Raw genomic sequence first — 14,246 nt, 5'->3', positions numbered from 1 at the left:
CTGGTCACAAGACTGAGAATATGATGATCATCCTATTTTCAGTAAAGGAATTCCATGCGCCGGCTCCGACCTTTTCCCCTCGTGGTATGTTTGTTGCCCTTGGCCCTGACGGCGTGCGGGGATTCCTCCAGCGCAAAAGACCCGCGTACCTTGGCGCCGATTGTCAGATCGGCGGCGGTGCAACCGGCAGAAAATGGAACACGATCATTCACCGGTGTCGTGGCGGCGCGAGTGCAGGGCGATCTGGGTTTTCGCGTTTCGGGCAAGGTGCTCGAGCGTCTGGTTGATACCGGTCAGACGGTCAAGCGCGGCCAGCCACTGATGCGCCTCGACCCGATCGACCTCGGCCTGCAGGCGCGAGCCCAGCAAGAAGCGGTGAGCGCCGCTCGCGCCCGAGCCATACAGACTGCCGGTGACGAAGCGCGCAATCGCAAACTCGTCGCCGCCGGCGCTATTTCGGCATCGGCCTACGATCAGTTCAAAGCCGCAGCCGACACCGCCAGGGCGCAACTCAATGCCGCTGTGGCGCAAGCGGACGTAGCGCGCAACGCCTCGGGTTACGCGGTTTTGCTGGCGGACGCTGATGGCGTGGTGGTGGAAACCCTCGCCGAGCCCGGGCAAGTCGTCAGCCCGGGACAACCGGTGGTGCGGCTGGCGCGGGCCGGTCAGCGGGAGGCCATCGTCCATCTGCCCGAGACCTTGCGCCCCGCGCCGGGCTCGACCGCTCAGGCAAAATTGTATGGCGATACGTCGGCTGCCGTGAGCGCAAAACTGCGTCTGCTTTCCGATTCGGCCGACAGCACAACTCGTACCTTCGAGGCGCGCTATGTGCTCGAAGGCAGTTTGGCCAATGCGCCAATCGGCTCGACGGTCACCGTCGAAATTGCCCAGGGTTCTTCGCCAGATCAGGCGCTCAAGGTGCCCGTCGCCGCGATCTACGACCCGGGCAAAGGCCCCGGCGTGTGGGTCATCGCCGGCACACCGGCGACAGTGAGCTGGCGCCCGGTGGAGGTCCTGGGCTTGAGCGATGACTCGGCCCGTGTCGCTGGCCAGCTCAACGTCGGTGAACCGATTGTCGCGCTGGGCGCGCATCTGCTGCGCGATGGCGAAGAAGTACGCTTGCTTGCCCGCGACGATGGCCAGGTTGCCGGGAGCCGTCCATGAGCGAGGGCCGGTTCAACCTTTCCGCCATCGCCGTTCGCCAACGGGCGATCACGGTGTTTCTGATTTTTCTGATCGCCGTTGCCGGCGTCCTGTCGTTCTTCAAGTTGGGCCGGGCGGAAGATCCGCCGTTCACGGTCAAGCAGCTAACGGTGATTACCGCGTGGCCGGGGGCGACCGCGCAGGAGATGCAGGACCAGGTCGCCGAACCCCTGGAAAAGCGTCTGCAGGAATTGAAGTGGTACGACCGCACGGAAACCTACACGCGCCCGGGGCTTGCATTCACCGTGGTGTCGTTGCTCGACAGCACACCGCCGGGCCAAGTGCAGGAAGAGTTTTATCAGGCACGGAAAAAACTCGACGACGAAGCAATCAGGCTGCCGGCGGGTGTCATCGGGCCGATGGTCAACGACGAGTTTTCCGATGTGACCTTCGCGCTGTTCGCCTTGAAAGCCAAGGGCGAGCCGCAGCGCTTGCTGGTGCGCGACGCAGAGACATTACGCCAGCGCCTGTTGCATGTGCCGGGGGTGAAAAAGGTCAACATCATCGGCGAGCAGGCCGAGCGGATATTCGTTTCGTTTTCCCATGATCGGTTGGCGACGCTGGGTTTGTCGCCGCAGGACATCTTCGCCGCGCTGAACAATCAGAACGTCCTGACCCCCGCCGGATCGGTCGAAACCAAAGGGCCGGAGGTTTTTCTGCGCGTCGATGGCGCGTTCGATACGTTACAGAAAATCCGTGACACGCCGGTGGTTGCGCAGGAGCGAACCCTCAAGCTATCTGATGTCGCGACGGTCGAGCGCGGCTACGAAGACCCGGCAACCTTTCTGGTGCGCAACAATGGCGAGGAAACGTTATTGCTCGGCGTGATCATGCGCGAGGGCTGGAACGGTCTCGATCTGGGCAAGGCGCTGGATGCCGAGACGGTCAGGATCAACGAGGAAATGCCCTTGGGCATGTCCCTCTCCAAAGTCACCGATCAGGCGGTGAATATCGACTCGGCCGTCGGCGAGTTCATGGTCAAGTTCTTTGTCGCGCTGCTGGTGGTCATGCTCGTGTGTTTTCTCAGCATGGGCTGGCGTGTCGGCGTGGTAGTCGCAGCGGCGGTGCCGTTGACCCTGGCGATCGTGTTTGTGGTGATGGCAGCCACCGGCAAGAACTTCGACCGGATTACCTTGGGTTCATTGATCCTGGCGCTGGGGCTGCTGGTCGATGACGCGATCATCGCCATTGAAATGATGGTGGTGAAAATGGAGGAGGGCTACGACCGCATCAAGGCCTCAGCTTATGCCTGGAGCCATACCGCAGCGCCGATGCTCGCTGGCACACTGGTCACGGCGATTGGCTTTTTGCCAAACGGGTTCGCCCAGTCCACGGCGGGCGAGTACACCAGCAACATGTTCTGGATTGTCGGCATCGCGCTCATTGCTTCATGGGTCGTCGCCGTGGCTTTCACGCCGTACTTGGGTGTGAAGCTGTTGCCGGACGTCAAGAAAGTCGAAGGCGGGCATGCGGCAATCTACGACACGCCGCGCTACAACCGCTTCCGGCGGATTCTTACCTGGGTGATTACGCGCAAGTGGCTGGTGGCGGGCATGGTTGTCGCGCTGTTTGTCGTCGCGATTCCAGGCATGGGGCTGGTGAAGAAGCAGTTCTTTCCGACCTCTGACCGTCCCGAAGTGATGATCGAAGTGCAGATGCCCTATGGCACGTCCATCGAGCAGACCAGCGCGGCGGCGGTCAAAGTCGAAGCCTGGCTGCAAAAGCAGGAAGAGGCCAAAATCGTCACGGCCTATATCGGCCAGGGCGCGCCACGGTTTTTCCTGGCGATGGCGCCGGAGTTGCCGGATCCATCGTTCGCCAAAATCGTCGTGCTGACCGACGGCCAGGACGCTCGCGAAACCCTCAAGTTGCGTTTGCGCGAAGCCGTCGCTGAAGGGCTTGCTCCAGAGGCACGCGTTCGGGCCACGCAAATCGTGTTCGGCCCGTACTCGCCATTCCCGGTGGCCTATCGCGTGATGGGGCCTGAACCGGCGAAGCTGCGCGACATCGCCGAGCAGGTCAGGGCGGTGATGCAGGACAGCCCGATGATGAGAACCGTCAACACGGACTGGGGGCCGCTGACGCCGACGTTGCACTTCAACCTGAATCAGGATCGCTTGCAGGCGGTGGGGCTGACGTCCAGCGCGGTGGCCCAGCAGTTGCAATTTCTTCTGAGCGGCGTGCCGATCACGGCGGTTCGCGAGGACATCCGTTCAGTCCAGGTCGTCGGCCGTGCGGCGGGCAATATCCGCCTCGACCCGGCACAGATCGAAGGCTTTACCCTGGTCGGCGCGGCGGGGCAGCGCATCCCGTTGTCGCAGATCGGCCAGGTGGAAGTGCGCATGGAAGATCCGATCCTGCGCCGCCGTGATCGCACGCCGACCATCACCGTGCGTGGCGACATCGCCGAAGGCTTGCAGCCACCGGACGTCTCCGGCGCGATCATCCAGCAGTTGCAGCCGATCATCGAAAACCTGCCATCCGGTTACCGGATTGAACAGGCGGGCGCCATCGAAGAATCCGGCAAGGCAGGCAAGGCGATCTTGCCGTTGCTGCCAATCATGATCGCCATGACGTTGCTGATCATCATCGTGCAGGTGCGTTCGATCTCGGCGATGATCATGGTCTTCCTCACCTCGCCGTTAGGCTTGATCGGTGTCGTCCCGACGCTGCTGATCTTCAATCAGCCGTTCGGCATCAACGCGCTGGTCGGGTTGATCGCGCTGTCTGGAATCCTGATGCGCAACACGCTGATCCTGATCGGGCAGATTCATCACAATGAGCAGGAAGGCCTGGCGCCGTTTCATGCCGTGGTCGAAGCGACAGTGCAACGGGCGCGGCCGGTGTTGTTGACCGCGCTGGCAGCGATTCTCGCGTTCATTCCGCTGACCCACTCGGTGTTCTGGGGCACGCTGGCGTACACGCTGATCGGCGGCACGTTTGTTGGCACCATCATTACGTTGGTGTTTTTGCCAGCGATGTATGCGATCTGGTTCAGGATTCGGGCTGAGAACAACCAGCAGGCTGCAACGGTGAGATCAGCCTGAAGCGAAGTACAGGCATAAGAGGCTCGTCACGCGGCGAGTCTTTTTTTTTGGCACAAGAACAGCGCCGCAGAGGCTCTATGACGGTTTGAATGATATCATCCCGATATCACTCTTCGCCGGAAACGGCCGCTGTTGACAAAGCAGCCGTAGGTATCTCAACAAGGAAGAACAATGCGTTCGTCGCTATTCAATTCGCCACTCAAGTTATCTGCGGTTCTGCTGGCAGCCATTTTCACCACCGCCTGCTCCAACTATCACTACAAGGATTACCAGGGCGAATGGGCGCCGGAATCGATGACGCCTTATGATCTTTCCAATAACGCTCCCGACGCCGCGCTTGTCTACTTCGCGACCACTCAATTTCGCGCTATCGGCGTGCCCTTTCACCGACTGCTGCTAGCGACGCAAGTGGATGACCAACCGTTGCCGGGCGCAGGGCGTGCGTCAATTCTCGACGTTTCCGGTAAACAGGCGCTACGCCTTACGCCCGGAAAGCACTCCTTGGGCTGGTGCTGGGTATCGATGAACGGGCTAGGTACCGGCGGCGCAAAATGCGGCTTCGGTGCACGCGATGTCGAATTGCGCGCCGGCCAGCGTTATGTGGTGGACTTCTCCACCAGCACCGCTATCAGCGGACCTCGCGGACGAGAGGTGTCAACCATCAGCATCGAATCCGAGATTCGCAACCTGGACACCCAGCAAGTCATTTACCCCACCGCACTGGCTCAACAGGTGAAGGAATGACTGGCAGACCCGCGAGCAGGGTTTGTGGCAGCGTCAAGCTCCTGCCGACCTGATGCGCGATTTCTTTCGCCGAAACCAGGACGAAGAACAGGATGCGCCTTTTAGTGCAAGGCGCTTCCAGATCGCCAACACCTTTTGAACTTTCAGCCTGCGATTGTCGACGTTTGAGAAAAATTGAACGGCATTCCACCAGCCACGCCTAATACTGAGCCTGTGGGCAATTCCGCAGGCAGTGCGCTAATGTCAGCACTACTCCGAGAGGTGGTTAACGTGGCTAAAGATGACAAGAAGAGCAAAGGTGAGACTTCGAAAGCCAGTAAAGAATTGAAAGACAAAAAGTCGTCATCGGCGAAGAAATCGGATGCGGCTTCGACGCTATCGAAGTCCTCCGACAAGAAAGAAAAGCCCTCTGACAAGAAAGAAAAGAAAAAAGACGCCAAACCCAAGGATTCCGCCAAGAAAGCTGACAGCAAACCGGAGAAGGCAAAGAAATCAGAGAAGGCCGACAAGCCAGCGAAAAAGAAGAAGTGACATTTGCCAGGGCTCTGCGCCCTGCCTTGAGCTCAAGGCAGGGCTACGCTCAGGTTGGTCGCAAGCTCTGACTCTGTGCAGACGCAGGAAAGTAAAATTGAAGCTTCGGTTGCTCGCCAGCGACCCTGTCTTCTGTCTTTTTTAGTAGCGACCAGCCTGGTCGCTACGATTTTTTATCCAGTCACTTCTCTGTTCAGCTCAATCAATTCACCACCGTCCTTTTCCAGCCGCTGCAAAAACACCTGCGCGTCCAGCAACTGATACGGAAAATACAACCCCGGCCTCACAGGCGCTTGCCCGTCCAGCCCAACCAGTCGCTCCAGCAGCATGGCCACGCTGAGCCCGGTCAATGCCGCCGCACCTGCGCGGTGAACCACGGCGTGCCGTGTGCGCAACGCAGATCCCTTGTGATCCGTGCCTTCTATTTCGATCAATATCTCTGTCGACATCGGCTGGCCCTGACGCCGGGTCGAGCTGACGCCGCTGGCGAGGTTGAACTCGACGTTCGGGGCGTCGGTGGCGGCGGCCAGGCCGGTGACGTCGATGGAGGAGAAACCGGCGCCTTCCAGAGTGGTACCGTCGACGGCGCGGAAGCTGACCTTGGCGTCGTCGCCTTCGCGCCAGATGAACTCGCCGTCACGGCGGGTCAGCGCGGCCGGCAGCATTTTGTTCAGGTGTTCGAAATCGACCGCCACGGTCGGGCCGCCGCCATCCTGTTCGTCGACCAGTGCGTGGATGCGGATGTCGTGCACGCGCGCGAAGGCCTTGGCGAGGTGCAGCGTCGCTACCGTGGTCGCGCCGACCATCCATTCGTAGCCGAGCACAATCGGCGCCGCCTCGGGCGAGTGAATGAAACTGGCGATTTGCGGGGCGATTTCGAATACGCCGGAAGAAATGCTCAGGTGCGGCACCTTGCGCTTTTGCGCAAAACGCAGCCCGGCGAGGGCGTGGTCCATGTAGAAAAGGGCGATGGCGCTGACCGGGCGATCACCCAGTCCCAGATCTTCTGCGCGAGCATCGATGACCACACCCTGGGCATTGCCGATTTGCTCGGCGGTTTGCTCAGCTCTGGCGAGGTCGCGCCCGCCGATCAGCAAGGGTACGTCGGGATGCGCCGCGCGCAATGCGCGGGCCGTCTGGTGGCCGATGGCGCCGGAACCGCCCATGAACAGAATGGGATGAAGTGGCATGAATCCTCCTCATTTTTTCCTGGATTGAAACGTGCTTTGGCTAGACACCCTAGCACGCACTTTCCGGATTGCCCGTGCGGTCGTCAGGCGCACCGACGAACGTTCATTTGAGCAAGTACGAAGGGTGTGCCGGATCACAGCGCCACACTGGCTCCGACAGATGCTCGGCAAAGAAGTCGGACAGCGCGCGGATCTTCGCTGGCCGACTGCGTGCAGACGGCGTCACGAAATACAGCCCGCCGCGAGTCATGTGCCACTCCGGCAGCAACACTTCCAGCCGCCCATCGGCCAGGTATTCGCTGGCGATGAATTCCGGCAATTCGGCAATCGCCAATCCCTCGAGCAACACCGGCAGCAGCGCATCGGAATTGGTCACGCGCAACGGGCCTTTCGGCACGACATCTTCCTCGATGCCGCTGTGATGGGTGAAGCGCCAGACTTGCGCGCGCGCGCGGTATGCGTAACTCAGGCACGAACGCGTCGCCAGATCACGCGGGTGCACGGGGCGTCCGTGAGCTTCCAGGTAGCCGGGAGACGCCACCAGCAGTTGGCTCACGGCGCACAGCCGACGCGCGACCAGCGATGAGTCGGGCAGGGCGGCGATGCGCAATGCGGCGTCGAAGCCCTCGGCGATCAGGTCGACCGAGGCGTCATGCAAATGCAGGTCGACGAACAGCTCCGGGTAGCGGCGCAGCAGCTCAGGCAACAACGGCGCGACCCAGCGCAAACCGAATGACATGGGCACGGCGAGGCGGACTTGTCCGCGCGGCTGCACCGAGAGGTCTTGTGCTTCACTCTCGACCTCTTCGGCCTGGCGGTAAATGTCCCCGGCTTTAGCTGCCATGCTCGAACCGAATTCAGTCAGCGCCAATTGCCGCGAGGTGCGATTGAACAGGCGACCGCCCAGGCGCTCTTCGAGCCGCGCCACCGCTCGCGACACCGTGGGTACCGAGACGCCCATGACCCGCGCGGCGGAGGCGAACGAACCTTCCTCTGCAACTTTGGCGAACATCGCCAGACCTTCAAAATCAGGCAGTTTGCTCATTTCAATTCTGCAACGATGAGTTTCAGACAATTCTATTTTGAAAGGTCGGTAGCGTCGATAAGCTTTTCCCAGCTCGAAACCAAACCCCGATTGGCTGTACTCACATTCTGGAGAAGACTCATGACTGGCAAACTTCAAGGCAAAATTGCTCTCGTTACCGGCGGCACCTCCGGCATTGGCCTCGCCACGGCCAAACGCTTCGCTGAGGAAGGCGCTTACGTTTACATCACTGGCCGTCGCCAGGCCGAGCTCGACGCCGCCGTTGCGCTGGTCGGCAACGCCATAGGCGTGCAGGTTGACTCGACGAACCTCGAACAGCTTGATGCGCTGTATCAGCAGATTGGTGCCGAAAAGGGCCATCTCGACGTGCTTTTCGCCAACGCCGGCGGTGGCTCGATGCTGCCGCTGGGCGAGATCACTGAGGCGCACTACGACGACACCTTCGATCGCAACGTCAAGGGCGTGCTGTTCACTGTGCAGAAAGCCTTGCCGCTGTTGGCCAAAGGCGCTTCGGTGATTCTTACCGGTTCCACGGCGGGCAGTTCCGGCACGGCGGCGTTCAGCGTGTATTCCGCGTCGAAGGCTGCGGTGAGGGCTTTTGTGCGCAGCTGGATTCTGGATTTGAAAGACCGCAACGTGCGCATCAACACGCTCAGCCCGGGCGCAACCAAAACCCCGGGCCTGGTGGAGCTGGCCGGTCCGGACGCCGAACAGCAGCAAGGTCTGCTCGATTACATGGCATCGCAAATACCGATGGGGCGTGTTGGCGAGCCGGCAGAAATCGCTGCTGCCGCGGTGTTCCTCGCCTCGGACGACGCTAGCTTCGTCAACGGTATCGAGCTGTTTGTCGACGGTGGTCAGGCACAAATCTGACGCGCAAGGGGACGATGGCAATCATCGTCCCAGCCTCGCTACTTGGATCCAATCATTGACTGACTATATCGCTCGCCGACAAGCGGTAGGCTCAGGCTATTGCTGAAGTGATGGCGCAATGACATATTGCAGCACCTTCCCTCACTTCAAGATGTACCGAAAATGCGCCCCCTCAAGTCACTTGTTGCAGCGTCGATGCTGCTCAGCGGGTGCAATGGAATGCCAGTCGCTTTTGTTCAGGATCCTGTTTTAGACCAAGCCTTTGTCGTTCACTCCGGCGCGCCTTTGCCTTACGTGCTGATGGGTTCGGCTGTGCAATGGAATGAAGATTACGCCGTGACGGTGAAGCACATTCCTTACCTGTCGGGCACGGTTTTCCAGGGGCAGGCAGACGTGCAGTTCTTCCGCCACAAGGCCAATAGCGTGCCGGGATGGCGCGGCTACAAGCCGGGCGAAGAGCTGACCTCGGTGGGGTTCAATTCGCTGTACATGTCGGTCAAGGGCACCGGTCAGGCATTGCCGGCGATGGTTCGCCTCGACGTCAAAGAGGGCAACGTGCTCTATGGCACTCACAATGGCGCACTGGCCAAAGGCATGTCCGGCGGGCCGGTATTTTCCGCCGATGGCAAGGTAGTCGGCATCAACGTGGCGTTTTTGACCCGCGATGACGTCAGCCGCCTCAAGCGCCCGGACCTGCTTGATCAACCGCGCGTGAGCATTTTCCTGCCGTACGCGGAGATCAATCGCGAGTGGGCGCGCTATCAGGCGAGTATTACCCCGACGGCGCCGCCGGCGACCAAGCTGGCCAGTCGCTGATCAACGTTCGCGCAACGCTTCGCGGGCGCGGTTGAGCGGTTTGATCAGGTAGTCCAGCACGGTTTTTTCGCCGGTACGAATGTCGACCGTAGCGATCATTCCGGGCACGATGGCGAAGCGTTTGCCGGCCTTGTTACGCAGTTCATCCGACGACGTGCGGATGAACACGCGGTAGTAAAAAATCTCCGGCTTGGCTTCGTCCTGAATCGTGTCCGGCGAGATCGTCACCACTTCGCCGTCGAGGCTGCCGTAGATCGAATAGTCATAAGCGGTGATTTTCACTTTCGCCGCCTGACCCGGATGAATGAAGGCGATGTCGCGCGGCGAGATGCGCGTCTCGATCAGCAGTTGTTCATCCAGCGGCACGATCTGCATGACCTGGCCGTTGGGCGCGATCACCCCGCCAATGGTGCTGACTTCGATGTCCTTGACGATACCGCGCACCGGCGAACGCAGGGTCAGGCGCGACAGCGAATCGGTACGACCACGGATCACTGCCTCGAGCATCTGCGCTTCGGCGTTGGCTTTGGCCAGGTCTTCGCGGGCGCGGACCATGTAATCGGAACGGGCTTCGGTGGCCTTCAATTCCAGCTCCGAGCGCTGACGGGTCAGGCGTAGCACTTCGACCCGACTCGAGGCGCCGATCTTCGCCAGATTCTCGGTGATCGCCAGTTCGCTGCGCACCAGTTTCAGCGAGCTCTGAATACCATCGAGGGTTTCCGCCAGACCTTTGCGACGGGTCTGGTAGAGCTCGGTTTCGGCGCGGATCAGATCGGGAAACTCCTGCAGCGAGGCGTCAAAGGCCAGCGGTTTTTCGCTGACCTCGGCCTGCAAGCGGTTGACGCTCGCGAGCGCCGCGCGGTACTTGGCCGCGCTTTCGCCGACGTTGGACTGGTTCTTCACCGGGTCCAGTTGCGCGAGAATCTGGCCGCGCTCGACCAACGCGCCTTCAGTAACGTTGAGCTGCTCGAGAATGCCGCCCTCCATCGACTGAATCACTTGCTCGCGCGAGCTCGGCACCACTTTGCCGGTGCCGGTCGAGACCTCGACGATCTCAAACCACGCCGCCCACGCGACGAAGCAGGCGAGCATCAGCGCGCAACCCCAGATCACCTTTGCACCACCGGCCAGGGCACGCTCATCGCGGCCGTCGAGATAGGACATCGGGTCCGGTACGTCGGTCATCATCGGTTTCATACCGCCACTCCTTTGCCCGGTGCGCGCAGCCGCGCGAGTGCCGCGTCGCGATGGTCGTCAATGACGATGCGCCCGTTGTCGAGAACGATGATCCGCTCGACCAGTTGCAACACGCTGACCCGGTGCGTGGCGACGACCAGCGTTCGGCCCTGAGTCCAGGTCGCGAGTTTTTCCAGCAGCAGTCGTTCGGTGACGTCATCCAGCGCCGCGGTCGGTTCGTCGAGCAACAGCACTTGTGGCTGACGGATCAACAAGCGCGACAGCAGCAAGCTCTGACGCTGGCCGCCAGACAATCCCAGCCCGCCTTCAAGTACCAGGTGATCCATGCCTTTGGGCAACTGCCGGACGAAATCCAGCGCACCGGTGACGGTCAGCGCGGCAATGATCTCCTGATCGCTGGCCTGACCGGCGCCGAGGGTGATGTTGTCGCGCAGGGTGCCGTGAAACAGCCGCGCCTGTTGCGACAACAAGCCCACGTCGCGGCGCAGGTCAGCCGGGTCGAGATGCGCCAGGGCGATGCCGTCCAGGGTGGTTTCGCCGCTGCTCAGATCCATGGCGCCGCCCAGTGCCTGGAGCAAGGTCGACTTGCCGGCGCCGTTACGGCCGAGCAGGGCGATGCGCTCGCCGGGGCGAATGCTCAGGTCGATGCTGTTGAGCGCCGGGGACGATTCCTCGCTGTAGCGGAAACTGGCCTGACGCAGGCGGTAGTCGCCGCGAATCGCCGGCAGGTGCACGCGCTGGCTGCCTTCGGGATGATCCACCGGCATCTGCATGATCCGGTTCAGGCCTTCGAGCGCGACCTTGGCCTGCTGCCAGCGGGTGAGCACATGGGTGAGTTGCGCCATCGGCCCCATCATCCGCGACGACAGGATCGACGCCGCGACCAGACTGCCGGTGGTCAGGTCGCCGGCAATCACCATCGGCGCGCCGAACACGATCACCACCGCAAACACGCCGCCCTGCACATTCTGCGTCCAGGCCACGAGGCTGTTGGTCAACGTGCGCAAACGCAGGCTGCTGTCCGCCGAGGCAGCGTTGTATTGATTCCACTGTTGCTGGAAACGTTGCTCGGCCTGTAGTGCCTTGATGTCGTCGAGGCCTTGAATGCTTTCCACCAGCATGGCGTTGCGCAGCGCGGCTTCGCGCATCGACGCATTGGCCAGTCGGGCCAGACGCGGTTGCGCGATGATCCCGGGCAGCAACATGAACACCAGCGCCACCAGTGGAATCAAGACTAGCGGCCCGCCGATCAAATAGAACACCAGCAGGAACAGCAGGAAAAACGGCATGTCCGCCAGCGCCGTGGCGGTGCTGGAGGTGATCAGATCGCGAATCTGTTCCAGCTCGCGCAGTTGCGAGATGAACGAGCCAGTGGATTTCGGCCGCGCGGAATTGCGCAGGCGCAAGGCATGGCCGAACACCAGATCGGAGACGCGCAGATCGGCGCGCTTGCCCAGTACATCGGTGATGCGCAGACGCAGGATGCGCATGACGAAATCGAACAGCAGCGCCAGCATTACCCCACCGAACAGCACGTACAGGGTCGGCAGCGATTCGGCCGGAATCACCCGGTCGTACACCTGCATGGAAAACAGCACTCCGGCCATCCCCAGCAGATTCGCGACCAGCGAGGCGATCATCACTTGGCTGTAGGGGCGCAGGTCGGTAAGGACGATGCGCCGGAACCAGTGTTCGTCGTACGGCTTGATGTAGTCGTTGGTGCGCACGTCCGCCACCGGTTGCGTCGGGCGCAGAATCACCGTGCGCAGGGCCTGCTCGGCGAGAGCGGCGGCGTCCATGCGGCTCTGCAAACCCTGGTCGCCGCTGAAGCAGATGCCCAGCTCGCCGGTCTCGCCAATGCTTTCAAGCACGCCGACCTGACCATCGCGCAGTTGCACCACCAGCGGCGTGCGCCAGCGGCTCAGGCTCTTGTTGTCGAACACCGCGAACTTGACGCTGAGTCCGGCCTGACGCGCCATGTGCCGAACCACTTCTTCGACGCGGCCTTCGCTGTGCACCGACGCCAGGCGCACGCTTTCCGGGGAGACATCGAGGCGATAGTGGCGGGCGACCTTGAGCACCGCTTCCAGCCACGGTGAATAATCCTCGCGAGCCTCGGCAGCGGCGGGTTCAGCAATAGTGATGCTGGCATCGGTCATGGCAGGATCTCGACATTCTGGATGGCGCTGTGGTCGATGCCGAAGACCCGGCGAATCGCACCGCTGTTGTAGAAGCAGTCGATCTGCAGACGTTGCAGATCGGCTTGGGTGTTGACCAGATCAAAGCGCGACTGGTGGATTTCCTGCTCGGCGTTGAGCAAGTCCAGCAGCGGGCGGGTGCCCAGCTCGAGGTATTGGCGGCCGTACAACATGCGCGCTTCGGTGATGCTGGTCTGGCGAAATTCCAGCGAGCGCAGCCGCCGGTTCAGGCCCGAGGTCTGCGCCTGGGCTTCAGCCAGACCCTGACGCGCTTGCAGGCGCGCGAAGTCTTCGGCCGAGTCCGCTGCGGTCAGCGCATGGCCGGCGGCGCGGCTGCGCGCGCTGATCGCACCGCCCTGGTAGATCGGCACTTCGAGGTTGAGAAAGATCCCGATTTGGGTGCGATCAGCGCGGGAGTTCTGATCATCGTAGTGGTCGTCCAGGTATTGATTGACCGACGGTTGCAGAGACAGGGTCGGGTAGGCTTCGGCCTTGGCCTGGGCCAGTTCGGCCTGGGCCTGAGTGCGTTGCGCAGCGGCCTGGAGGACGGCGGGCAGGGTGTCGGAGATTTGCGAAACGTCACAGGCCTGACTCAGCGTCGGCGCAGCAGCGTCACTCACCGCTGGCGGCGTGCGCCGTCCGAGCAGGCTGGTCAGGGTGGCTTGCCAGCGTGCGTATTGCGCCTTGAATTCCTGCAACGTCGCCGTCGCACCTTCGGCCCGGGACTGCGCCTGGACCATATCGGAGCGGGTGCTGGCGCCCATGTCGCTGCGCTGTTTGGCCAGGTCGACGATGCCGCCAATACCTTGAATCTGTTCGCGCGCAACCTCGAGCAGATGCTGGTAGCGCTGCACTTCGATGTAGGCCTTGGCGGTGTCGCGCGCAATGTCATCGATCGCCAGCAGAATCCCGGCCTGACTGCGTGCCACCCGGGCGCGGGCGGCGTCGACGGAACTGGATACCTTGCCGAAGTCATACAACATCTGCTTGAGGGAAATGTTCACCGACTGGCTGCCGGCATCGCTGCCGTAACCGCTGGTGTAGCCACCCTTGATGCCGCCGGTGACCTGCGGGTAATAGCCGGATTCGGCGACGTTGACCCCTTCGCCTTGCTGGAACAGCGTGCCGATGGCCTCGCCGATCCGTGGGTGCCAGTCCACGGCCAGCCTGACCGCTTGTTCCAGCCCCAGAGCGTCCGCATCGGCGGAGGCCCTGGAAGCAGGGGCAGGGCGCTGACGACTGTCATTGCCTGCCGGTTGTTGCAGTTGCGACGGGCTGATGCTGCGCAAGCTGCTGTCGAAATTGTCGTCGGCGCGAACGCCGACGGTGAAAGCGGGGTAGAGGCCGATGGTCAACAGGACCACCGGCCATTTCTGGCGAAAAACTGACTCCACAGACTTCC

11 protein-coding genes are annotated in these 14,246 nt (G+C 61.6%); 6 read left to right on the top strand and 5 right to left on the bottom strand.

Annotated elements, in window-relative coordinates; genetic code table 11:
* Positions 1–54 precede the first annotated feature (54 nt).
* The 4 genes from BLU71_RS10150 (at position 55) to BLU71_RS10135 (ending at position 5,525) form a co-directional block, all read left to right on the top strand.
* Positions 55–1,164, top strand: a complete 1,110-nt coding sequence (locus BLU71_RS10150) for an efflux RND transporter periplasmic adaptor subunit (RefSeq protein WP_083352978.1) — start codon at positions 55–57, stop codon at positions 1,162–1,164.
* Complete coding sequence (locus BLU71_RS10145) at positions 1,161–4,250, top strand: efflux RND transporter permease subunit (protein ID WP_083352977.1); 3,090 nt, start codon at positions 1,161–1,163, stop codon at positions 4,248–4,250. Before BLU71_RS10150 ends, BLU71_RS10145 begins: the two co-directional genes overlap by 4 nt.
* 171 nt (positions 4,251–4,421) lie before the next feature.
* The gene (locus BLU71_RS10140) at positions 4,422–4,994 is read left to right on the top strand and encodes a hypothetical protein (protein WP_042610257.1); all 573 of its coding nucleotides are present in this window, start codon (positions 4,422–4,424) and stop codon (positions 4,992–4,994) included.
* 261 nt (positions 4,995–5,255) lie between these two features.
* Complete coding sequence (locus tag BLU71_RS10135) at positions 5,256–5,525, top strand: hypothetical protein (protein WP_042610406.1); 270 nt, start codon at positions 5,256–5,258, stop codon at positions 5,523–5,525.
* 173 nt (positions 5,526–5,698) lie between these two features.
* Here the strand turns inward: BLU71_RS10135 and BLU71_RS10130 are convergent, their stop codons facing one another.
* Positions 5,699–6,715, bottom strand: a complete 1,017-nt coding sequence (locus BLU71_RS10130) for a saccharopine dehydrogenase (protein ID WP_083352976.1) — start codon at positions 6,713–6,715, stop codon at positions 5,699–5,701.
* A gap of 103 nt (positions 6,716–6,818) precedes the next feature.
* On the bottom strand, positions 6,819–7,760 hold the full coding sequence (locus tag BLU71_RS10125) for a LysR family transcriptional regulator (protein WP_083352975.1): 942 nt from the start codon (positions 7,758–7,760) through the stop codon (positions 6,819–6,821).
* Between the two features lie 120 nt (positions 7,761–7,880).
* On the opposite strand from BLU71_RS10125, the gene BLU71_RS10120 reads away from it, so the two are divergent.
* Both BLU71_RS10120 and BLU71_RS10115 read left to right on the top strand, forming a co-directional pair.
* Positions 7,881–8,633 (top strand): SDR family NAD(P)-dependent oxidoreductase, encoded by a 753-nt coding sequence (locus tag BLU71_RS10120; protein ID WP_083352974.1) that lies wholly within the window; start codon positions 7,881–7,883, stop codon positions 8,631–8,633.
* A gap of 219 nt (positions 8,634–8,852) precedes the next feature.
* On the top strand, positions 8,853–9,449 hold the full coding sequence (locus BLU71_RS10115; RefSeq protein ID WP_141681074.1) for a trypsin-like peptidase domain-containing protein: 597 nt from the start codon (positions 8,853–8,855) through the stop codon (positions 9,447–9,449).
* Here the strand turns inward: BLU71_RS10115 and BLU71_RS10110 are convergent, their stop codons facing one another.
* From BLU71_RS10110 to BLU71_RS10100, 3 genes are read right to left on the bottom strand one after another with little or no spacing between them, the layout of a single operon-like run.
* On the bottom strand, positions 9,450–10,637 hold the full coding sequence (locus BLU71_RS10110; protein WP_376779059.1) for an HlyD family type I secretion periplasmic adaptor subunit: 1,188 nt from the start codon (positions 10,635–10,637) through the stop codon (positions 9,450–9,452).
* A 5-nt stretch (positions 10,638–10,642) separates the two neighbouring features.
* The gene (locus BLU71_RS10105) at positions 10,643–12,805 is read right to left on the bottom strand and encodes a type I secretion system permease/ATPase (RefSeq protein ID WP_042610262.1); all 2,163 of its coding nucleotides are present in this window, start codon (positions 12,803–12,805) and stop codon (positions 10,643–10,645) included.
* Positions 12,802–14,238: a TolC family outer membrane protein gene (locus BLU71_RS10100; protein WP_156889228.1), complete on the bottom strand. Its 1,437-nt coding sequence runs from the start codon at positions 14,236–14,238 to the stop codon at positions 12,802–12,804. Before BLU71_RS10100 ends, BLU71_RS10105 begins: the two co-directional genes overlap by 4 nt.
* Positions 14,239–14,246 lie beyond the last annotated feature (8 nt).

This window comes from Pseudomonas moraviensis (assembly GCF_900105805.1).
Lineage (GTDB): Bacteria > Pseudomonadota > Gammaproteobacteria > Pseudomonadales > Pseudomonadaceae > Aquipseudomonas > Aquipseudomonas moraviensis_A.
This window is presented reverse-complemented; position numbering and strand designations above follow the sequence as displayed.

Bases quoted from the DNA above. Each gene is read 5' to 3' on its own strand.
- BLU71_RS10150 (WP_083352978.1), top strand. From the start codon at position 55: ATGCGCCGGCTCCGACCTTTTCCCCTCGTGGTATGTTTGTTGCCCTTG.
- BLU71_RS10145 (WP_083352977.1), top strand. From the start codon at position 1,161: ATGAGCGAGGGCCGGTTCAACCTTTCCGCCATCGCCGTTCGCCAACGG.
- BLU71_RS10140 (WP_042610257.1), top strand. From the start codon at position 4,422: ATGCGTTCGTCGCTATTCAATTCGCCACTCAAGTTATCTGCGGTTCTG.
- BLU71_RS10130 (WP_083352976.1), bottom strand. From the start codon at position 6,715: ATGCCACTTCATCCCATTCTGTTCATGGGCGGTTCCGGCGCCATCGGC.
- BLU71_RS10125 (WP_083352975.1), bottom strand. From the start codon at position 7,760: ATGAGCAAACTGCCTGATTTTGAAGGTCTGGCGATGTTCGCCAAAGTT.
- BLU71_RS10120 (WP_083352974.1), top strand. From the start codon at position 7,881: ATGACTGGCAAACTTCAAGGCAAAATTGCTCTCGTTACCGGCGGCACC.
- BLU71_RS10115 (WP_141681074.1), top strand. From the start codon at position 8,853: ATGCCAGTCGCTTTTGTTCAGGATCCTGTTTTAGACCAAGCCTTTGTC.
- BLU71_RS10110 (WP_376779059.1), bottom strand. From the start codon at position 10,637: ATGATGACCGACGTACCGGACCCGATGTCCTATCTCGACGGCCGCGAT.
- BLU71_RS10105 (WP_042610262.1), bottom strand. From the start codon at position 12,805: ATGACCGATGCCAGCATCACTATTGCTGAACCCGCCGCTGCCGAGGCT.